The sequence below is a fragment of the Paraburkholderia sp. EB58 genome (assembly GCF_050436665.1).
Classification (GTDB): domain Bacteria; phylum Pseudomonadota; class Gammaproteobacteria; order Burkholderiales; family Burkholderiaceae; genus Paraburkholderia.
This window is the reverse complement of record NZ_JBNDMQ010000026.1, coordinates 86,480-107,204: the sequence shown is the minus strand read 5'-3', so window position 1 is coordinate 107,204 and position 20,725 is coordinate 86,480. Positions and strand designations below refer to the sequence as shown.

General features: G+C 61.0%; 19 protein-coding genes. 11 read left to right on the top strand and 8 right to left on the bottom strand.

The window, feature by feature from the left end; translation table 11 throughout:
- Positions 1 to 68 precede the first annotated feature (68 nt).
- Together P3T40_RS30735 and P3T40_RS30730 are read right to left on the bottom strand one after the other, a co-directional pair.
- Positions 69 to 1,184 (bottom strand): porin, encoded by a 1,116-nt coding sequence (locus P3T40_RS30735; RefSeq protein WP_429271471.1) that lies wholly within the window; start codon positions 1,182 to 1,184, stop codon positions 69 to 71.
- Between the two features lie 167 nt (positions 1,185 to 1,351).
- On the bottom strand, positions 1,352 to 2,251 hold the full coding sequence (locus tag P3T40_RS30730) for a LysR family transcriptional regulator (RefSeq protein ID WP_429271470.1): 900 nt from the start codon (positions 2,249 to 2,251) through the stop codon (positions 1,352 to 1,354).
- A gap of 257 nt (positions 2,252 to 2,508) precedes the next feature.
- Between P3T40_RS30730 and P3T40_RS30725 the strand changes: the two genes are divergently transcribed.
- The 3 genes from P3T40_RS30725 (at position 2,509) to P3T40_RS30715 (ending at position 6,805) form a co-directional block, all read left to right on the top strand.
- Positions 2,509 to 2,871, top strand: a complete 363-nt coding sequence (locus P3T40_RS30725) for a DUF2946 domain-containing protein (protein ID WP_429271469.1) — start codon at positions 2,509 to 2,511, stop codon at positions 2,869 to 2,871.
- Between the two features lie 182 nt (positions 2,872 to 3,053).
- The gene (locus P3T40_RS30720; protein WP_429271501.1) at positions 3,054 to 5,294 is read left to right on the top strand and encodes a TonB-dependent receptor; all 2,241 of its coding nucleotides are present in this window, start codon (positions 3,054 to 3,056) and stop codon (positions 5,292 to 5,294) included.
- Positions 5,295 to 5,341: 47 nt separating this feature from the next.
- On the top strand, positions 5,342 to 6,805 hold the full coding sequence (locus tag P3T40_RS30715) for a PepSY-associated TM helix domain-containing protein (RefSeq protein ID WP_429271468.1): 1,464 nt from the start codon (positions 5,342 to 5,344) through the stop codon (positions 6,803 to 6,805).
- Between the two features lie 38 nt (positions 6,806 to 6,843).
- Here P3T40_RS30715 and P3T40_RS30710 read toward each other — a convergent pair whose 3' ends face one another.
- Positions 6,844 to 7,263, bottom strand: a complete 420-nt coding sequence (locus P3T40_RS30710; protein ID WP_429271467.1) for a secondary thiamine-phosphate synthase enzyme YjbQ — start codon at positions 7,261 to 7,263, stop codon at positions 6,844 to 6,846.
- A 114-nt stretch (positions 7,264 to 7,377) separates the two neighbouring features.
- A complete protein-coding gene (locus P3T40_RS30705; protein WP_429271466.1) occupies positions 7,378 to 7,764 on the bottom strand; it encodes a hypothetical protein in 387 nt (128 codons plus the stop codon).
- A gap of 282 nt (positions 7,765 to 8,046) precedes the next feature.
- On the opposite strand from P3T40_RS30705, the gene P3T40_RS30700 reads away from it, so the two are divergent.
- Complete coding sequence (locus P3T40_RS30700; RefSeq protein WP_429271465.1) at positions 8,047 to 9,033, top strand: chemotaxis protein CheV; 987 nt, start codon at positions 8,047 to 8,049, stop codon at positions 9,031 to 9,033.
- A 16-nt stretch (positions 9,034 to 9,049) separates the two neighbouring features.
- Here the strand turns inward: P3T40_RS30700 and P3T40_RS30695 are convergent, their stop codons facing one another.
- Positions 9,050 to 9,850, bottom strand: a complete 801-nt coding sequence (locus tag P3T40_RS30695; RefSeq protein ID WP_429271464.1) for a hypothetical protein — start codon at positions 9,848 to 9,850, stop codon at positions 9,050 to 9,052.
- 189 nt (positions 9,851 to 10,039) lie between these two features.
- Here P3T40_RS30695 and P3T40_RS30690 point away from each other — a divergent pair, with 189 nt between their 5' ends.
- The 3 genes from P3T40_RS30690 (at position 10,040) to P3T40_RS30680 (ending at position 12,955) form a co-directional block, all read left to right on the top strand.
- Complete coding sequence (locus P3T40_RS30690) at positions 10,040 to 10,327, top strand: DUF1330 domain-containing protein (protein WP_429271463.1); 288 nt, start codon at positions 10,040 to 10,042, stop codon at positions 10,325 to 10,327.
- A gap of 571 nt (positions 10,328 to 10,898) precedes the next feature.
- A complete protein-coding gene (locus P3T40_RS30685) occupies positions 10,899 to 11,639 on the top strand; it encodes a response regulator (RefSeq protein ID WP_429271462.1) in 741 nt (246 codons plus the stop codon).
- The gene (locus P3T40_RS30680; RefSeq protein ID WP_429271461.1) at positions 11,636 to 12,955 is read left to right on the top strand and encodes a sensor histidine kinase; all 1,320 of its coding nucleotides are present in this window, start codon (positions 11,636 to 11,638) and stop codon (positions 12,953 to 12,955) included. The genes P3T40_RS30685 and P3T40_RS30680 overlap by 4 nt, the downstream gene beginning before the upstream one ends.
- An 80-nt stretch (positions 12,956 to 13,035) precedes the next feature.
- Here the strand turns inward: P3T40_RS30680 and P3T40_RS30675 are convergent, their stop codons facing one another.
- The 3 genes from P3T40_RS30675 to P3T40_RS30665 form a co-directional block, all read right to left on the bottom strand.
- Complete coding sequence (locus tag P3T40_RS30675) at positions 13,036 to 13,881, bottom strand: carbohydrate ABC transporter permease (protein ID WP_429271460.1); 846 nt, start codon at positions 13,879 to 13,881, stop codon at positions 13,036 to 13,038.
- Complete coding sequence (locus P3T40_RS30670) at positions 13,878 to 14,765, bottom strand: carbohydrate ABC transporter permease (RefSeq protein ID WP_429271459.1); 888 nt, start codon at positions 14,763 to 14,765, stop codon at positions 13,878 to 13,880. The genes P3T40_RS30675 and P3T40_RS30670 overlap by 4 nt, the downstream gene beginning before the upstream one ends.
- Positions 14,766 to 14,910: 145 nt before the next feature.
- Complete coding sequence (locus P3T40_RS30665) at positions 14,911 to 16,143, bottom strand: ABC transporter substrate-binding protein (protein WP_429271458.1); 1,233 nt, start codon at positions 16,141 to 16,143, stop codon at positions 14,911 to 14,913.
- A gap of 395 nt (positions 16,144 to 16,538) precedes the next feature.
- On the opposite strand from P3T40_RS30665, the gene P3T40_RS30660 reads away from it, so the two are divergent.
- The 4 genes from P3T40_RS30660 (at position 16,539) to P3T40_RS30645 (ending at position 20,691) form a co-directional block, all read left to right on the top strand.
- Positions 16,539 to 17,312 (top strand): SDR family oxidoreductase, encoded by a 774-nt coding sequence (locus P3T40_RS30660; RefSeq protein ID WP_429271457.1) that lies wholly within the window; start codon positions 16,539 to 16,541, stop codon positions 17,310 to 17,312.
- Positions 17,313 to 17,368: 56 nt separating this feature from the next.
- Complete coding sequence (locus P3T40_RS30655; RefSeq protein WP_429271456.1) at positions 17,369 to 18,445, top strand: ABC transporter ATP-binding protein; 1,077 nt, start codon at positions 17,369 to 17,371, stop codon at positions 18,443 to 18,445.
- 75 nt (positions 18,446 to 18,520) lie between these two features.
- A complete protein-coding gene (locus P3T40_RS30650) occupies positions 18,521 to 19,390 on the top strand; it encodes a MurR/RpiR family transcriptional regulator (protein ID WP_429271455.1) in 870 nt (289 codons plus the stop codon).
- A gap of 341 nt (positions 19,391 to 19,731) precedes the next feature.
- On the top strand, positions 19,732 to 20,691 hold the full coding sequence (locus P3T40_RS30645) for an MBL fold metallo-hydrolase (RefSeq protein WP_429271454.1): 960 nt from the start codon (positions 19,732 to 19,734) through the stop codon (positions 20,689 to 20,691).
- Positions 20,692 to 20,725: the final 34 nt, after the last annotated feature.

Below are 20,725 nucleotides of genomic sequence, written 5' to 3'. Positions count from 1 at the left end.
AAAGGCTACGGCGGAGGCATGCTGGAAGGGCGCTGCAGGGAGGTGGCGGTCGAGGTGGACGTGCGGCGTCAGAAGGTGGTTTGCATGCCTATACGTCCAATCGCCTGGCGCGTTGAACTGGACGGATCGGTCCCGTTGATCCATGCGTTGTGTCCACCGCTCACGTCGCCGCCAGTCCACTGATAGGCGCCCTCGACATAAAGGATCGTCCGCTTCGACAGTGAGTACTGCAGCGCGGTGGTGATCTGCTGCGCCTTGTTGTGTTCAAGCTGGGCGTTGCCTGACCAATACTGATAATTGGCGCCAAGGCGCAGCACATGGTTGAACGAGTAGAGGCCGCCGACCTGCTCGACCTGGACGACGCCGCCGGTTAGCGTGTTCTTCGTACTGGTATAGAGGCCACTCAGATAGAGGTTGCCAAAGGTCTCGTGAATGCCCGCTCCAAAGTTGCGGATACCGTCGTGGCCATCGTCAAGCGATGCATAGCGGGTCTCGTTGTACGCCGCGCCAAACCCGAAATTGCCGCGAGTGTAGTCCGCCGCAAGGCCGACTGTGTTGTCCGTCGAGAGCGAGCCGGCGGCACCGCCGAAACCATACAGGGCGGCGAATTTAAAGCCGTCGAATGTCGCGCTCGTGAACTTCACCGAGTTTGATACGCGGGAGGTTTGCCCCATCTGGTCGAGATCCGAGGCCCCGGTTGGATTGTCAGGAATGCCTAGCGCGGCGAAAGGCCCTTGGCGCATGTTGTAAAAGCCACCATACAGGAACGACGCATCAAATTGGCCTGGTGGAAAGAACAGAAAGTCCGCCATCAGGTTGTACTGCTGGCCAAACGTGAGCGTGCCGAGGTCGTTTCGACCTAGTCCTACGTACGCTTCACGGCTGAAGTCGGCGCCCGGACCGGGAATGCCGGCACCCGTATCTGGCGAAAACTGCGACATGAATTCGAACACCGCCTTGTAGCCACCGCCCAGATCCTCCGAGCCACGTAATCCGATCAAGCTTGGCGTGTAGATGGAATCACTCGCTTCGAGGGCGTGGCCGCCGCCCTCATTCGACACATAGCTCACACCTACGTCGAGCATTCCGAACAGCGTCACACTGCTCTGTGCATGGGCGTTTGAACTAACGAGGAGTGCTGCTAACGAAGCCAGCACCGCCATTCGTATTGGTGCGTGTTCCATGGGATCGCGTTTTAAATTTAGAAATGAGCGGCTGTCGCGCCGATACTTCTCGCATGGGAAATTGTCTGTTGTCCGCGCGCTCATTTTTCGACGATCGTAGATTTCGTAGACTCCTCTCATCGAAGCGAAATCAATAACGCCGACGCGGCGTGCGCAGAGCAGCAGCTTTATTCGTTTGCCTGACGGAAATGCTCGACGGCGATATCGATGAATGCCTTGACTTTGAGCGACTGGAATTTCCGCGACGAGTAGACGATTCGAAACTCTCTATCGGCCAGGTGATACTCAGGCATGATGCGTTGCAAGCGGCCCGTTCGTATGTCGTCTTCAACGAGGTAGGCTGAGAGCGTAGCGATACCCATCCCAGCCAGTGCGCTCTCACGCACCATGCCGATGTTGTTGCACACAAAGGCCGTTTTTGGCTGCACCACGATCGGCGTACCGTCGGCCGCATGGAAAACCACGTCTTCGCTGCTGTGCTCGGTGCGGAAGGCGAGATACGGATGATTGGCCAACTCCGACGGGTGCACTGGGGATCCGTGCTCGGCGATATAGTTCGGTGCCGCGCAGATGTAATAGTCCGTGGTCGCGAGGTGGCGCGAGACGAGGCTCACGCTATTGATGCGACGCGCAGCGAGAATGCCAAGATCGAATTCTTCTTCGATCAGATCCACGGGGCGATCCGCAAGGACAAGGTCCACGATGACATCGGGGTAGGCGCGCTGGTAAGCGGCCAGCACTGGAGCGAGCTTGCGCTGGGCAAAGAGCGCAGGCGCGGCGACCCGGATACGTCCAGATGTGCTGACCGCATTCGCCGAGAGCATGAGGTATGTCTCTTCGATTTCGCCAAGGATCTGCCGGCAGCGCTCCAGATAGATCCGCCCGGGCTCGGTCAGCGACATCTTGCGTGTGGTTCGTTGCAGCAACCGGGTGCCAAGGTGATCCTCGAGTTCGGAAATGACCCGGCTGGTTCTCGGCACGGCCATATCAAGCGCTTCCGAGGCCCGCGCGAAGCTGTTGAACTCCGCGACTTTTACAAAGACTCGCATCGAATTCAAAGCATCCACGTTGCATTCTCCCGAGCGTAGTTGAGCGTGGGCAGGTTGGTGCGTTACCGTGCCCTGATTACCTGACGCACTCTATCGCGCGGGGTTTCGGTCGATAGGTCAAGCACTTTCGAATTTCGGACATTTGACGTTCCGGGGCGTTCTACAGGCCGCCAGGCCGGTCAGGCAGCGTGTCAAAATGCCGCGCAACCAAACCTTTCATCTAGAAATGTTCGTATCGAGGTGATAGACTTCGCCGCGTTATTGCGCCCAAAAACATGACCTTCTACAACCGCAAATACCTGACCGCATGGCTTGGCCTGATCGCCATGTGGCTCATCGTATTCGCGCCGGTCGTAAGCCAACTGGTCGCCTCGGCACGCGCGGATGAACCCGTCGCCGCGCTCTGTTCTGCCGCTCAATCCAGTACTCCCGAACATCACGACCCCGTCACTTCACTGGACGCCTGCGGTTATTGCAACCTGCTGACGCATCATGTGGCGGCGCCGCCAATTCCCTCCGTCGCGCTCTCTATCCTGGTGCTCGTCAGCGCGGCTGCCACGCCGGTGCTGGACACCCGTTTTACGCCACTCGGCGCCTTCCCTTCCGGTCGTCCACGCGACCCGCCTGCCGTTTCCTGATCGCCGTTATTACTACTGGCCGTGCATAGCCATGCGTCCATGGAGGGCGCGCGCGGCCGCTTGTCCAATGCACTCAGGAAACTTCCATGTTCAACTTCGCCTGGCGAAGGCGGACCCTTTGCGCGCGCAAAAGGGCGCGCCATGTCGCGCCTGTCACACTTGGTCTGCTGCCGCTTTCCGTCATGCCGTCATTCGCTCAGGCCGACAATACGGCGAGCGGCGTTACGTTGCCCTCGGTGACCATCACGGCGAGCGCGCCCAACCCGGTCACAGTTGACCCTAACCTACCGGCCACGGTTGAAACGGTGACGCCCGCCCAGTTTCAGAACTGGAATGTGGTGAACAGTGAGGACGTGCTGCAGTACATGCCCAACCTCGCGGTTCGCAAGCGTTTTATCGGCGACCTGAATTCGATCATCGCCGTTCGCGGTACCAGCAACAGTCAAAGCGCGCGAGGACTCGTCTACGCGGACGGCATGTTGCTGAGCAATCTGCTCGGTAACAGCTATTCGTTTCCGCCGGAATGGTCGATGGTGTCGCCTGATGAGATCCAGCAGGTAAGCGTTATCTACGGCCCGTTCTCCGCCGCTTATCCGGGCAATTCGCTCGGCGCAACGGTGCTCATTACCACGCGCATGCCGACGCATTTTCAGGTCGAGGCGGACATCAAGGGATTTACGCAGCATTTCAATCTGTTCGGCGTGAACGGGAACTTCAACGGCGGCGAGACGAGTGCGTCGATCGGCGACAAGATCGGCAAGTTCTCGTATCTGCTCGACGTGAATCACCTCGAAAACAGCAGCCAGCCGCTGCAGTTCGGGACAATTGCCAAATCGAATACGCCGGCGACTGCCAGTGACATTCCCGTTACCGGCGCGTATTTCTACAACAACCAGACCAACACGCCGACAGCGGTACTCGGTGTGAATGGAGAAGGTGTCGAGCACTCGATCAATGACCAGTTCAAGCTGAAGATGCAGTACGACTTCACGCCGACGCTGCAAGGCGGTTTTACGCTTGGCTACTGGCATCACAGCTATAACAGCCAGACGTCGACGTTTCTGCGCAATGCCAACGGCAACCCGGTCTATAGCGGCAACGTCAACATCGGCGGCTATGAGTACAAGATTCCCGCGGCCGAGTTCGCCCCCAGTTCGGGCTACAGCGAAAACTGGCTCTATGGCGTGACGCTGAAAACGCGCAACACGACGGGCTGGAATGGCGAAGCAATTGCCTCCTACTACGATATTGGAAGCAGCGTCGCACGCACTGCCAATTCTGGGGCGCCGGGCAACGGCCCTGGGAGCGTGACGTTCGGCGACGGCACTGGCTGGAAGACGCTCGATCTGAAGACAGCCTATATGCCCGCGACGCCGGCCGCGGGTCTTGCGAATCATGCGCTGAGCTTCGGCTACCACTACGACAACTACTTCCTCGACAACGCCACGTACAACACGCTCAACTGGCGCGACGGTGCAGGCGCCGCATTTGCCAACGCGTTTGCGGGCAAGACCCAGACTCAGGCGCTATATGCGCAGGACGCATGGCGTTTTCTACCTCGCTGGAAGCTCGTGTATGGAGTGCGATATGAGGATTGGCGAGCCTACGATGGCTCACAAGCGATCGCCGGCGCGCGGGTTCCCTACAGCAATGTGAGCGACCAGCATGTCTCACCCAAAGCATCGCTCTCATTCGACCTCACCGACGATCTGACGTTACGTGCATCTGTCGGTCGGGCCTACCGGTTTCCGACCGTCAGTGAGCTGTTTCAAGGGCAAATCAACGGTTTCTCGATCGTCAACAACAATCCGAACCTGAAACCGGAAAACGATCTTTCGAAGGAGCTCACCGCAGAATGGGCTCACTGGAACGGCTTGTTTCGCTTCACGCTGTTCCAGGACGACGTCAAGAATACGATCTTCAGCCAGACCGATACGACGGTCGTGCCTAACGTCACCAACTTCCAGAACATCGGCAAGGTGCGCTCGCGCGGCGTCGAGACGAGCTATGAGGGGGAGGACGTGTTGGTGCGAGGGCTCGATCTGATGGCGAGTCTCGCCTATACGCAATCGAAGATCCTTGCGAATGCCCAGAACCCAGCAACGGTCGGCAAGTACTTCTACCGCATCCCGCTGTGGCGTGCCGACCTCGTGGCGAGTTACCACCTGGACGGCCGCTCGACGATCACCGCCGGCGTGCACTACTCGGGCCGGCAATACAACACGTTGACCAATACCGACACCAATCCGGACGTCTTCGGCGGGACCAGTACCTACACCGTTGCCGACGTGAAATACACCTTCAAGCCTTCGAAGCTCAGTGAGATTGGTATCGGCATCGATAACCTCTTCGATGAGCGGTACTTCGTCTATCACCCGTACCCAGGCCGCATGTTCTACGTCGAAGGCAAATTGCGGATGTGAAGTTTGGTCCGAGTACCGGCCTACGTATAGCTAATCAGGAGAATTGAATGTCTGTGACCACGACGCGCCCGGTATCTCCGGCAAGCAGCATGACCGGTTCCGGCTATCGAACCTTATGGCGATGGCATTTCTACGCAGGTCTGTTCGTGATGCCGTTCCTGGTGATTCTCGCGATCACTGGCACGCTTTACTGCTTTCAACCGCAGATCGAACCGCTGTTGTATCAGGATCGGTTGATCGTTGAACCGCAAGCGGCGCCGCGACTGAGCGAAGACGTGTTGCTGAATCGCGCCCGCAAGGCGATGCCCGAAGGCGCGCTGTCGACGACCGCTACTATCAACCAGGATCCGGCGCGCAGTGCCGAATTTGTGTTTCGCTTACCCAGCGGGGAAAAGCAAAGCGTCTATCTGAATCCGTATACGGGAGAGCTGCTCGGGACGCTTAGCGTCGAGCACCGTTTCATGCAGGTGGATCGCATGCTTCATCGCAAGCTGCTGCTGGGCAAACCCGGCGAACTGCTGATGGAACTGGCCGCCTGCTGGACGCTCGTGATGATCGGTACCGGCATCGCCCTGTGGTGGCCCCGCGAGACAACGACTCTGCGCGAAACGCTATGGCCGCACTTTGCGCTCAAGGGCCGTGCGCTCTGGAAGAGCGTGCACGCGGTGCTAGGCATCTGGCTTGCGCTTGGCGCACTGGCTTTCGTGCTGACCGGGCTGCCCTGGTCGGGGTCATGGGGAAAGCAGTTCAAGGCGCTAGCGACCAGCGCCAACCTCGGTGCGCCGCCCGGCTCGTGGGGTGGGCTGCCGATGCAGTCCACGCTGCCTGGGAACCATGCGGAAGCTACCCCTGCAACTACCGCTCATCACGAATCCACCATGGAGTCGATGCCCGGTATGACGATGGACGACCTGCCGCTGCCCACTATGCCGTGGGCGGTCGGTAACGTCCCCGTGCCCCGCTCGCGTGGCGATGACGCTCAAGGGCGTTTTCCGCTCGAGCGCGTAGTGGCGCTGATGGCGTCGCTCGGTGTGGCAAGAACGAGCGGCTACGAAATCGTGCTGCCCGCATCGGCGACGGGCGTCTACACCGTCTCCTACTTTCCGCCTGACCCGAAGCAGGAGCGCACGCTTTATATCGATCAATATAGCGGCTCCGTGCTCAAGGACATTCGCTATGGCGACTATGGTGCGGTGTCGAAAGCGGTGTCTTACGGCACCTCGCTTCATATGGGTCGCTATTTCGGCTTGGCCAATCAGATGTTGTGCGCGCTGATCTCGCTGGGTCTTGCAGCGATGGCCGTGACGGGTTGCGTGATGTGGTGGAAACGCCGCCCTGCACGTTCTCTCGGCGCACCAGGCCGCGAGCGCACTGCACCGCCCATGCGTGCATGGAAAGCGGGTCTGGTATTCCTTGGCGTCCTGTTTCCGCTGATGGGCACTAGCATGCTCGCAGTATGGATTGCCGATCGAACCTTGTTTGGACGTGCGGCGCAGCGTCTGGGCTCCTAAGTGTCCTGACTACGACCGATATCGTCCCTCGTCGCCGCTCATTCGCCGATGATATGCGCGACGATGTCGCGGCTTTGAGGGTGGCGCCGATGTTCGAACAGGTAGATGCCTTGCCATGTGCCGAGCGTCAAGCGCCCGTGTTCGATCGGCACGGATAGCTGCACCTGCGTGAGGGCGGTACGCAGATGCGCGGGCATATCGTCCAGCCCTTCCGTATCGTGCTCGTAGCGATTGCGGTCTTCCGGCGCGAGCGTGCCGAAGTAGGTTTCCAGATCGCGTCGCACGGACGGATCGGCATTCTCCTGAATGAGGAGCGAGGCCGATGTATGACGGCAAAACAGCGTCAGGATGCCAGTCTCGATCGACTGCTCGTGGACAAACTCGCGTACGTCCGCCGTGAATTCGACGAGTCCGCGTACGGGCGCCTTGACGTGCAAATGGCGAATGGCTTGCTGCATTGAATCGACTCCTGCCTGGCCGGTTTCATGGGGTGCGAGGCACGGGCGCCGGCACTCGATGATGAGGGCGGCAACCGCGCCAGATGCTCAAACGAGTATGCCACGCCACGTGGCTTACAGCGCCGGACACGACAGCACGTTCAGCGGCTGAAGCGTCGTGCCGGGCTGTCCGTCGCCGGCAGGTTCACCTTGCGGTGGCGTCGAAATCAGGCGGGTGCTATTGGTGCCGGCGCTCGCGAGGACATAGAGTTCGTGGCTACCCTCGGGCTTCCAATAGGCGCGATACACGCTGCCGTCAAAGAACACCTGCAACGCCCCGTGCACGGTTCTGCCGCCGCCGACGAAGTCGACAGTTTCGCCGCCGCGCAGCCGGAAGCTGCCGCCGGGCTGTGCCGCGCCGCTTGCGCCTACGAGCCTGCCGCACGCGGAGCCTTGACCCTCGGCGAGCGCAACGGATGAAACCAACGCAAGAACCAACGGGGCAAGCGTGCAGAGTTTCATGACTTCCCTTGTCGATATCGTCGTAATTTCAAAGAACGCCAGCAAGAATCGTGACTGCCCTTTGATCAGGACTCCCGGTACTTTTGTCTAATGATTGACCGTAGAGCGCAATCGTTTGCGCGTTGCTCGCACTCTGAATCTGCGCAAAAAGCCGTATCAAATGACTTTCAGCGCTGAACTTTGCGCGTTCCGGGCCGATAACCCACTATGAGGGAGGCGTTCGATCGGTGTCGCGGCGACATCAATGCGCTGTGCCCGGAAATCGAACCCGGAGAAAAAGGTATGGCGACAGATCTGCGCGTGGCTGACGAACGCACAAGCTTGACCAGCTCGAACAAGTTCGAATTGCTGCTGTTTCGCCTTGGATCGGTCCCCGACAGCGATGCGCACGAGCTATACGGAATCAACGTCTTCAAGATCCGCGAGATTTCGACGATGCCGTCTGTGACGCCGATTATGGGCGCATCGGAGTTTGTGATGGGCGCGGTCGACATTCGCGGCCAGATCATTCCCGTGATCGATCTGCCGCGGCTGATGGGGTGCGAGCCGACGCGTGGCTTGAACATCCTGCTGGTGACGGAATTTGCGCGCTCCACGCAGGCGTTTGCGGTTGAAGAGGTGGACGACATCGTGCGCCTCGAGTGGAATCAGGTGCTGACCGCCGAAGGCGCCACCGCCGGTAAGTCGATCACGAGCATCGCGCGTATCGACGGCAACACCGGCGACTCGCGTCTCGCGCAGGTCATCGACGTCGAGCAGGTGTTGCGCGATGTCTTCCCGGCACAACATCCGGCGGTCGATCCCAAGGCGGTCGGCGATCACCTGCGCATGCCTGTTGGCGCAAAGATTCTCGCGGCCGACGATTCGGGATTTGCACGCAAAATGATCGAGCAGGCCTTAGGCGCGATCGGCGCCGAGTACATCATGGCAAAGACCGGGGCAGAGGCGTGGACCATGTTGCAGCAGATCGCCCGTGAAGCCCAGACCGAGAAGGTGAGGGTGCGAGACAAGATTGCACTCGTGCTCACCGACCTTGAAATGCCGGAAATGGACGGCTTTACGCTGACGCGGCATATCAAGGGCGATGCGCGGACCCGCGACATTCCGGTGGTGATTCATTCGTCGCTTACGGGGGCGGCCAATGAAGCGCACGTCAGGAACGCAGGCGCGAACGGTTATATCGCCAAGTTTGCCGCCGGCGAACTGGCGCAGGCGCTGCGCCAGGCACTCGCGGGGACGACAGCGGAGTTCCAGATTCAACCGGCCTAAGACGTGGCGGGGGCGCTCAATTCGACAAATGCAGGTTCTTCGATAGCACCATGCCCGTCTGCGGGCTGATCAACCAGACCGCGTGAACGTCGGTGTAGAGGAACGAGGTGCGGGTCGTGATGTCGGTCGGTTCGTCGTCGGTCGGATCGCTATGTTCGCTCTGATCGTTCAGGTAAGGCGGGCTCAGGCTGCATATCAGTGCAATCGCGAAGTCGCCATCCACTTTGCTGAACACCGACTGCGGGAGCGTGAGGTGTCCGCGGATCCGGGTTTTGCTGGTTGCGTCGACCTTGAGCCCGATGAGATCGACCTGCTGGATGTATCCCTTCGCCTTCGCTTCCGCCGCCACTGTCAGTCCCCGGCCGTCTGGGCCGGTGACGGTTTTCTTCAGCAGTATTGCGCCCGGGGCGTCCTCGCTTGACAGGTCCACGTTGATCGTCAGCACGTGGGTCTGCGAGCGGTACAGCACGCCGTAAGGTATCGGTACGACGAAGACCAGTTCACGGTCGAGGCTGGCTTTTGTCAGGTCGCGCTCTTGCGGGGTCTTTCGGGACGGAATCAGCGCGCGGATGCGGTCACGCAATGACGGTGCGTTGCCATGGATGCTGTGTTTCGCCAGGGCGTCTCTGATGACAACGGGGTCGTCGCCTACGATGGGCCGAGCCGACAGGACCTCCGCGATGGCAGCGCTCGCTGCCGCGCTCGTAGCACTGGCGGTGGAGGCCGCCGCTGGCGACGCAGCATGCGCAAGGACCGATACGCAGGCCAGGATGCAAGCAATGTTGCAGCGAAGCAGTCTGGATTTTAGGTTCGACACAGTGACACCCTCCGGTACGACTGCAGTCTATCGCAACGGCCGGGCATTCGTGGCGGCATGCGCCGCGCGGCGGGCACGCTCCACATGCGTGAATGCCCTTGCCTGAACCGCTGACTGCGCGAGCCGACGCGAAATCAGCCTTCGTGGCATCATCTAACGCACCTTCACAGCACGGCAGGAGCGTACGCCATGGCGACTTATATCGTCTTCACACGGGAAAGCACGCAGGACCAGAGCGAACTCGATATTTACCAAAGCAAGGTCGGCCCCACGTTCAAGGGTCATCCGGTCAAGATTCTCGCCGCCTACGGGCCGCAGCAGGTGCTCGAGGGCGACGCGCCCGAAGGTGTCGTGATCGTGGAATTTCCTTCCACAGCGGAAGCGCGCGCGTGGTACGACAGCCCCGCCTATCAGGAAGTCGCGCAGCACCGCTTCAAGGGTTCGCGCTATCGCGCCGTTCTCGTCGAAGGCGTGTGACATGTGACATGTGACGCTCGCGCATTGCGCCATCTGAACGACGCGCAATGCGCGGTCCGTTTTGAGTCACGTTGACCCTGCCGCGTGTCGCTTTCGATTACCGGCAGTACTGCTTAGTGAAACACGCTGCCGTCTTGCATGTGTCCGTCATCCGGCGTTGATGCATTAAAACGCCCGTTCGTATCCGACATGGGCCGCCCACGCCGTATGGGTGCAATGTTTTGTGTCAGGGGAAGGTCCAGATACATTGGGATACAAAGCGTACTCCAAGCCAGGCTATAAAGCAGACATGCCTTTATCCTGGAGCGCTTTATGACTACCGAGTCGACACAACGTACCGTCGCCCTTGTCCGCACACGCGGCTTGCCTGTACAGCATCGATCCGTATACGCTGGAGGTCATTCTGACCGGGTGCACGAGCCCGTGCGCCGTGGAGGACGGATGCGCCGGCTGCTAGCGATGCTCGTCTTTCTTGCAGGCGGATTTGCAGCGGAAATGGCGCATCCCGTGCAGTGTTCGCTGGTCAACGTAAACCGCGTGCGCCTGAATCTCCGGAAGGAATAATCGCTTGATGGAAAACATCGACCATGTGCTGATCGTCGACGACGATCGCGGCATCCGCGAATTGATCGCGGGCTATCTGGAGAAGAACGGCATGCGCGTCTCGCTTGCCGCGAACGGTCGCCAGATGCGTGCCGTGCTGGAGCAGGGCGCGCCCGATTTGATCGTGCTGGATCTGATGTTGCCGGGCGAGGATGGCCTCGTGCTGTGCCGCGAATTGCGCGCGGGCAAGTTCCGCGCGGTCCCTGTACTCATGCTGACCGCCCGCAGCGAGGAGACGGATCGTATCGTCGGGCTGGAGATGGGCGCCGACGATTACCTTGCCAAGCCGTTCGCAGTGCGCGAATTGCTGGCGCGCATCCGTTCCGTGCTGCGCCGCGCGCGCATGCTGCCGCCCGGCATGCAGGTGACGGAAACCGCGCCGATGATCGCCTTTGGCGACTGGCGGCTCGATACCACCGCGCGCCACCTGCTCGACGCCGAGGGCACCATGGTGGCCCTGAGCGGCGCGGAGTATCGCCTGCTGCGCGTGTTTCTCGATCATCCGCAGCGCGTGCTCACGCGGGATCAATTGCTCAACCTGACTCAGGGCCGCCAGGCCGATCCGTTCGACCGCTCGATAGATCTGCTGGTCAGCCGCTTGCGGCAGCGCTTGCAGGACACCGCGCGCGAACCTCGTTACATCAAGACGCTGCGCAGCGAAGGCTACGTATTTTCGGCAGCCGTGACGATGATCGAGGGCAATCCATGAAGCCGAATGCCTGGCTGCATTGGCCACGCACGCTATTCGCACGGCTCGCGCTGATCCTGTTCGTCGGTCTCGCGCTGGCGCAGACCATGTCGGTCTGGCTCACCATGACCGAGCGCGATCAGACCATGAACAATGTGATGATGGGGTACATCGAGCGCGAGGTCACGAGCTCCGTCGCTCTGCTCGATCATCTGCCGCCTAACGAGCGGGCCGAGTGGTTGCCGCGCCTCGCACGGCGCTCGTATCGCTTCATTCTCGGCCCGGGTGTTCCCGGCGCTGCGCCGGATGCTGAGTTGTCGGCGCGAGTGGCTCGATCGATTGAAAGCGGTATCGGCAAGCGCTATCCACTGACCGCCAATGCCGTCCCGGGCGACCCCGACCGTCTGCAGGTCCATCTGCAGTTGAGCGACGGCGCGCCGCTGACCATCGATTATCGGCCGATGGCGGGTGCGCCGTTGTCGCCCTGGCTGCCAGTGGTACTGGTGTTGCAACTGCTCGTGCTGGGCACGTGCTGCTGGCTGGCGGTCCGGGTGGCGACGCGCCCGCTGAGCCACCTGGCACGCGCGGCCGATACGCTAGGTCCTGATCTGAAAGCAGAGCGTTTGCCTGAAGACGGCCCAGACGAAGTGGCCCGTGCGGCGCGCGCTTTCAATGCGATGCAAGACCGGGTGAAGATGTACATGACCGAACGCCTGCAGATCCTGGCGGCGATTTCGCATGACCTGCAGACGCCGATTACCCGTATGCGTTTGCGGGTCGACGTGATGGACGACGACGTGCAGGGGGCCAAGCTGCAGCAGGATCTGCACGAAATGGAAACGATGGTGAAGGAGGGTGTGACGTATGCCCGCACCATGCACGGCGCGAGCGAAGTGCCGCTCCGCATCGATCCGGATGCGCTGCTCGACAGCCTCGTTTTCGACTATCTGGATGCGGGAAAGGAAGTGTCGTTGCAGGGCCAGCTTCACACTGCACTGGTTACGCGTCCCCAGGCGTTGCGCCGGATCGTCGGCAACCTGGTGGATAACGCGCTGAAGTTTAGCGGCGCGGCTGAAATCGCAGTCGCGGCGTCTCAGGAAGGGCAGGTGACGATCTCCGTACTCGATCGTGGGCCCGGCATTCCCGCTGAATCGCTGGAAGCGGTGTTCGAGCCGTTCGTCCGGCTGGAAGGATCACGTAATCGGCAGACGGGTGGCACCGGCCTCGGGCTCGCCATTGCACGGCAGCTCGCACTCGCGATGGATGCAACGCTGTCCTTGCACAACCGCTCGGGCGGTGGTCTGGAAGCCCGCCTCGTGTTGAAAAACGCGGGCTGAAGCGGGGTTTCGATTGCTGAGGTTTCAATTCGACGCAGGCAGGCGTTGCGAAACCACGCCGCCTGCGCCGCCCATGATGCCTATTTCACGGCCCCCAAAGCCAACCCCTTGACCAGATACCGCTGCAACCACGCGAACACGACCGAAATCGGCAAGGTCGCACACAACGTCGCGGCCATCACCAGCTGCCATTCGACGACGTATTTGCCGGCCACCATATCGGTGACCTGCACGGTTAGCGTCTTGTTCTCAGGCGAACGAATCAGCGTATAAACCACCGCGAACTCATTCCAGGCGTTGATAAACGTAAAGATTGCGGTGACCACAATGGCGGGCACGGCCAGCGGCAAAAACACCTTGAACACGGCCTTGGCCCGGCCACAGCCCTCGAGCCACGCGGACTCCTCAAGATCGCGCGGCACGGTCTGAAAGTACGAGGACAGCATCCACACCGCGAACGCAATGTTGAACGCCGCATACGAGACGATCACCGCGAGCTTCGAATCCACCAGATTGCCGTCGCCATACGGAATCATCGCGGCGAGCCGGAACAGGCCCACCACCAGCAAGATCGGCGAAAGCATCTGCGTGACGAGCAGGAACTGCCGGTACAGGCCGCGGCCCTTGAACGGAAAGCGCGCCAGCGCGTAGGCCGCAGGAAGGCTGACCGCAAGCGCGAGCGCCATGGAAAGCAGGCTGATCACCACACTGTTGCGTAACGCCACACCGAAGTTGGCTGCCGTCCACATGTCGACGAAGTTGCTCCATTGCCAGTGCACCGGCAACCAGCGCGCCGGATAAACGAACACCTCAGTGGCGGGTTTGAGCGCGGTAAACAGCATGATCGCGAACGGGAACAGCACGAGGACGATCAGCGGAGACAGCGCGAGCCAGCACCACAGCGTGCGTTTCATCTTGAGGCTCATGCGTTTTCTCCTTCCTTCGGCTGCATGCGCAGATACAGCATCGAAAACACGAACAGCATCACCAGCATGATCAGCGACACCGCTGCCGCCTGCCCCGGACGGCCTAGCCGGAAACCGACTTCGTACAGATAGGTGACGAGAATGTGCGTGCTTTCATCCGGTCCGCCTTGGGTCATGACCCAGATGATCGGGAACGAGTTGAACACGTAGATAACGTTTAGGAGGATCGCCATGTTGACGAACGGCCTGAGCAGCGGCAGCGTCAGCTTGCGGAACTGCTGCCATGCGCTCGCGCCGTCGATACGCGCGGCTTCGTAGATATCACCCGGTACGGACGACAGGCCGCCTAGCAGAATCGTCACCGTGAATGGAATCGACACCAGAATCCCGACGCCGATCTCCACCGGAAACGCGAGTTCCGGCGTGGCTAGCCAATGGATGGGCCCGTTGATCAGCCCCAGCCGATGCAGCGTGACGTTGACCATGCCGTAGTCGTCATTGAAGGCCCAGCGCCACACCACGGCGGTCATGGTCAGCGAGACGGACCACGGCAACATGACGATGGTGCGCGCCACACCGCGTCCATAGAAGTCCTGATTGAGGACGAGAGCAACCGGCACCGAGATCAACACGGTGCCGCCCACCACAAAGAACGTCCAGTAGATGGTCCGCCTTAGCGCGCCGAGAAACTCCGGGTCTGCGAAGACGGTATAGAAATTCTTCAGACCGGTGAAGTCGCGAATCGCGCCAAAGCGCGACACATCGTGCAGCGATTGATACACGATGTTGAAAATCGGATAGCTGATGATAAACAGCGCGAGTATCAGGCTCGGCGCAATCAGCAACCAGGGCGCCGACAGGCGCGGGGAAGCAGGACGGCTCATGCGTGCTCGATCGTAAGTCGCGCCTGGCCTCTGGCCTGGCGCAACGGGATGGGCCGGGTACAACGCGGCGCGCGCCACCTGTCAGCAGCAGCGCGCGCCGGTCTACATTAACGCGGTACTACACCCACTCAGCATTGCCTCGGCGTTACTTGCCGAGCGACTCGTTAGCCTTCGCGGCAGCCGCGTTGAGGGCTGCTGCCGGCTGGGCCTTGCCGAGGTAGATCGACTGCATTGCATCCGATACGGCCTTCGCGGTGTCTTCCCAACCCGTGATGGTCGGGGCGAACTTCGCGCTCGGCAGCAGCGCGATGAATGCCTTTGTATCAGGATTGTCGAACGCCGGGTCGGTCGCTTCGGCCTTGGTGGTCGGCAGGAAACCTTCCGTGCTGGTGAACTTCACGCGCGGTTCCTTCGTGAACAGATAGTCGAGGAACTTCCAGGCTTCCTTCTTCACCTTCGAGTTCTTGAACATCACGATCGAGTCGGTCACTGCATACGTGGCGTTCTTCGTGCCCATCGGGATCGGAGCGATGCCGTACTTCAGGTTCGGCGCTTCCTTCGCGATCTGCTTGGCGAGGAACGGTGCTGAGATATCCATTGCAACACGGCCTTGCTTGAACAGATTCTGCACGTCCTCGCGGCTGTAGCCGGTCACGCCCGGTTCCGTCAGGCCTTCGTCGATCATTGTCTTGTACATCGTCGCGGCCTTCACGCCAGCCGGCGAGTTGAACGCGGCCTTGCCGTCCTTGCCCACCACGTCGCCGCCGTAGCTCCACAGGGCGTAGTAAAAGTAGACGTCCGTTTCGATTTCCTTGCCTTGCAGACCGAAGCCGGCAATGCCTTGCGCCTTCAGTTTCTTCGACGCATCGATCACGTCATTCCAGGTCTTCGGGCCGTTCGGGTAGCCAACCTTCGCCAACATATCCTTGTTGTAGTACAGCGCACGAGCCGAAGCGGCGATCGGCAGACCGTAGACCTTGCCGTTGATCTCGCCCGGGGCGAGGAACGGGCCGATGAAGCGGCTCTTGAAACTTGCGTCCATGTAGCCGTCGAGCGGCTCAGCCACGTCGTCCTTCACGAAATCGAGCAGCCAGCGCGTGCCGACAATCGCCAGGTCGGCGTTGGCGCCACCCGTAATGTCCGTTTGCAGCTTCTGTTGCAGCGTGTCCCAGCTGACGTCCTCGATCTTGATGGTCGTGCCGGGGTTGGCCTTTTCGAATTCCTGGGCCACTTGCTGGAAGTACGGTGCGGTCGCATCGCTGTAGTGGGCGACGGTGACGCGGACCGTGTCGGCGTGCGCCGCCACGGCCATACCTGCACACGCAAGCGCTACGGCAATTTTGCCGAGCGCGAAGGAAGCACGGGCTTGCAACGACATTTCTCTCTCCTGGGGTGGTCTGCTGCCGTCGCCGGCTGCTGGGTTGTCAAATTGTTTGAAAAAATCCTACAGGAGTTAAAAAATGTTGTCACGTAGGGTCTACGATATTTTTTCTCCAAGCCTTTTTTGCATAAGATGCTGTAAAGAAGGCGTATTTTGTGCGGTGCAGAGGCGGGCGGCACGTTCGCCAGAACGCTCCCAGTATGCGGAATAATTGGTTTGTGTTGGAAATTTACAGCGGCTGAAGGCTGTGTACAGGAGCCTAAGAGCGGGTGACGGCTAGTTCCGGCGCCGGTTGGCAGGTAAGCGGTGACTCCGTAATCCGGTCCGCCGGCGGCAACGGTACTGGAAAGCGGTCTGGCAAGCGGCACTGGCAAGTAAAGGTGAGGACAGACATGAATCGAGTGGTTTTGGTCACCGGCGCCTGTGGCGGGATCGGTAGCGCGCTGTGCCGGCGTTTCGTCGAGTTGGGCGACACCGTGCTCGCGCTCGACGTCGACGCGGCGGCGCTCGAGGCGCTCGCCGCCGGGCTGGGCGCGGATCGTGTCACGCCGGTCGTGGCCGATCTGGCGGACGCCGCGGCGGTTCAGCAAGCGGTTGCGCAGGCGGTCAAGCTGCGCGGGCCAGTCGACGTGCTGGTCGCCAACGCGGGCGGCGCCAAGGCGGCGACGCTTGCCGCGACCGACGTTGCAAGCTGGCAGCACGACGTCAACCTGAACCTGAACGGCACGTATTACACGGTGGAAGCCGTGCGCGCATCGATGGTCGAGCGCCAGCAGGGCGTGCTGGTGCTGATCGGCTCGGTGAACGGTATGGCTTCGCTCGGCCACCCGGCTTACAGTGCGGCCAAGGCCGGTCTGATCAGCTACACCAAGGCGCTGGCGCTGGAACTGGGCAAATACGGCATCCGCGCCAACATCGTGTGTCCCGGCACCGTGAAGACGAAGGCGTGGCAGGCGCGGGTCGACAAGAATCCGCAGGTCTTCGAGAACCTGAAGAAATACTATCCGCTGCGCGACTTCGCGACGCCGGATGACATCGCCGATGCCGTGCAGTTTCTCGCCTCGCCGATGGCGCGCGTGATTACCGGTGTGGCCCTGCCGGTCGACGGCGGCCTGATGGCGGGCAACCGGCTGATGGCCGAGGAATTGACGCTCGAGACACTTTGAACCAGTGAACGTGGTGCGCCCGCCTCGCGGTGGCACCGGACGACGATGAGGACAGCATGGCAGCAGTGCAACTGAGCGGCATTTTCAAGCGTTACGGCGACACCCAGGTGGTGCATGGCATCGATCTGGACATCGACGACGGCGAATTCGTCGTGCTGGTCGGGCCGTCGGGTTGCGGCAAGAGCACGCTGATGCGGATGGTGGCCGGTCTCGAAGAGATCAGCGGCGGCGATCTGATGATTGGAGGTACGCGCGCCAATAGCCTCGCGCCGCAGCAGCGCAACATCTCGATGGTGTTCCAGAGTTACGCGCTGTATCCGCATCTTTCGGTCTACGAAAACATCGCGTTCGGACCGCGTATCCGCAAGGAGTCGTCCAGCAGTTTCAAGCCGCGCATCGAAGCCGCGGCGAAGATGCTCAACCTGGGTAGCTACCTCGACCGCTTGCCGCGCGCGCTGTCCGGCGGCCAGCGCCAACGCGTGGCAATGGGCCGCGCGGTGGTGCGCGAACCGTCGCTGTTCCTGTTCGACGAACCGTTGTCGAATCTCGATGCGAAGCTGCGCGTACAGATGCGCACCGAGATCAAGGCGCTGCATCAACGTCTGAAGAATACGGTGATCTACGTCACGCACGATCAGATTGAAGCGATGACGATGGCTGACCGCATCGTCGTGATGAACGCAGGCCGTATCGAGCAGATTGGCCGGCCGTTGGATCTGTACGATCGCCCGGCGAATCTGTTTGTTGCCAGTTTTCTCGGCTCGCCCTCGATGAATTTTGCCGAAGGCGTACTGGTGAGCGGCGCGGGCGGTCTCGCGCTGAAACTGGCTGACGGCACCGAGGTGGCCCTGCCGCAGACGCCGGCTTCCGCGAAAACCGGCGCGAAGGTCACACTTGGCATTCGGCCCGAGCATATCGAAACGCCGGCGCCGCTGGATGGCGTGTCGATGGAAGTCGAAGTGGTTGAGCCGACTGGCGCCGAGACGCATTTGTACGGGAAAATAGGCGGCAGCACGTGGTGCGTGACGACGCGCCAGCGCTCGACGATCGAGCCTGGCCAGCGCGTGGCGCTCCGCTTGCCGGCCGGGCATATTCATCTGTTCGATACGGAGAGTGGACGCAGGCTTGCCTGAAACCGCGTGTGGCCGCCGTTCTCCAAAAGAACCAAAACGCGGATTCCAGACCTTGAACCCATAAGGAACACACGGGTGTCCGCTCCCAACCTGATTCCCCACATTCGCGGCGCATTGACCCAGCTACGTCCGGCTGAGCGCAAGGTCGCCGACATGGTGCTGAGCGACGTCGACTTTGCGATGCGCGCGAGCATCACCGAGCTCGCTCAGCGCGCGGAGGTGTCCGAGCCTTCGGTGACGCGCTTTTGTCGCGCAGTCGGTGCGAATGGTTTGCGTGACTTCAAGATGCAACTGGCGCAGAGCGTGGCGGGGGGCTTGCCGTATGCATCGACGGCCGTCGCGCGGGATGACGATATCCAGACCCTGCTCGACAAGGTGGGCGAAGCCGCCGTCGAAGGGATCACGCATGCGCGCGGAGCGCTCGATCCGGTGGTCGTGGAGACGGCGATTGCCGCGTTGGCCGGCGCGCGCCGCGTGTATTTCTTCGGCGTGGGTTCGGGCTCGGGACTGGTGGCCCAGGACGCGGCGTTGCGTTTCCTGCGGCTCGACATCGCCGCGAGCGCGTTCACCGATGGTCATTTGCAGCGGCTTTACGCTGGGTTGCTCGAGCCAGGCGATGTCGCGTTTGCGGTTTCGCACTCGGGACGCAGCGTCGAGGTGAACGAAAGCATCCAGATCGCCAAGGAGCGCGGCGCGACCACGATTGCGTTGACCAATGTTGGCTCGCGGCTCGCATGGCTCGTCGATATTCCGCTGCTGCTGCGCGTGCCGAGCGCGATCGATCCGAACACGCCGGGCGTCTCGCGGCTAGTGCATCTGTGCATCATGGATGCGCTTGCCATTGGTGTGGCGCTCAAGCTTGGGCCCAAGACGCTGGAGAAGATGCGGCATGCGAAGGCGCGGCTTTCGCATGAACCGGAGCCGGCGGCGGGGGAGTCGTCTTAGTTAGTGACTTTGCCTGTCGGAAAACGCCGAAAAGGGGCGACCTCATGCGCCGAAAGTCCGGCCGGCTCACTCATTTCGATTAATCGGCTGCCAAAACGATTAGAAAAGTCGGTTTTTCGCTCAAAACGATTACAGCTCGTGGCACATCGTTTCGATTCCAGCATTTCGCTGGACAGAAAATCTGGTGTAGCCATAAGATGCCTTCACCCCGACACACCAGCGCAGCTACAGAGTCAAAACGGGGCGAGACAATCCTCTAATACCGTCCTCCTGCGCGCCCGTCCTGAATGGCGCCCACGCCGGCCGTCTCGCCTCACGTCCAACTTTTGAGGGAGACAAGCATGGCAAAAGCATTCGCATCCCAGGCCGATCTGGAAGAAAAGAAAGTCACGTGGACGCGACTCTCCGAGAACGCCTACGCCTACACCACGGAAGGCGATCCGAATTCGGGGGTGATCGTCGGCGACGACGGCGTGCTGATCGTCGATACCACCGCCACGCCGGCCATGGCGCAGGACCTGATCGCGAAGATCCGCAGCGTCACGGACAAGCCCATCAAATATGTCGTGCTCTCGCATTACCACGCGGTGCGCGTGCTCGGCGCCTCCGCGTATTTCGCTGAAGGCGCGCAGCAGGTGATCGCGAGCCGCGGCACCTACGAAATGATTGTCGAGCGCGGCGAGCAGGACATGAAGTCGGAGATCGAACGTTTCCCGCGCTTGTTTGCCGGTGTCGAGACGGTTCCGGGTCTGACTTGGCCCACGCTCGTGTTCGACAAGGAAATCACGCTGTTTCTCGGCAAGCTGGAAGTGCGGATCGCGCATCTGGGCGCGGGTCATACGAAGGGCGACACGATCGTCTGGCTGCCGTCGCAAAAGGTGTTGTTCTCAGGCGACCTCGTCGAATACGACGCCGCCTGCTATTGCGGCGACGCGCAGCTCGAGCAATGGCCGGCCACGCTCGAAGCGCTGCGCGCGCTGAACGCGGACAAGCTGGTGCCGGGCCGCGGTCCGGGGCTGACCACGCCCGAAGACGTCAACAAGGGCCTCGATTACACCAAAGACTTCGTGACAACGCTGCTGCAGCAGGGCCGCGAAGCCGTCGAGCAGAAGCTCGATCTGAAGGCGGCCATGGCGCATACGCGCAAGGCAATGGACCCGAAGTTCGGCCACGTCTTTATCTACGAACATTGCCTGCCGTTCGACGTTTCGCGTGCTTTCGACGAGGCGAGCGGCATCACGCATCCGCGTATCTGGACGGCGCAGCGCGACAAGGAAATGTGGGACGCGCTGCAGGCCTGACAAGAACGCATGGCGGGCAAAGCCTGCAGAAGGA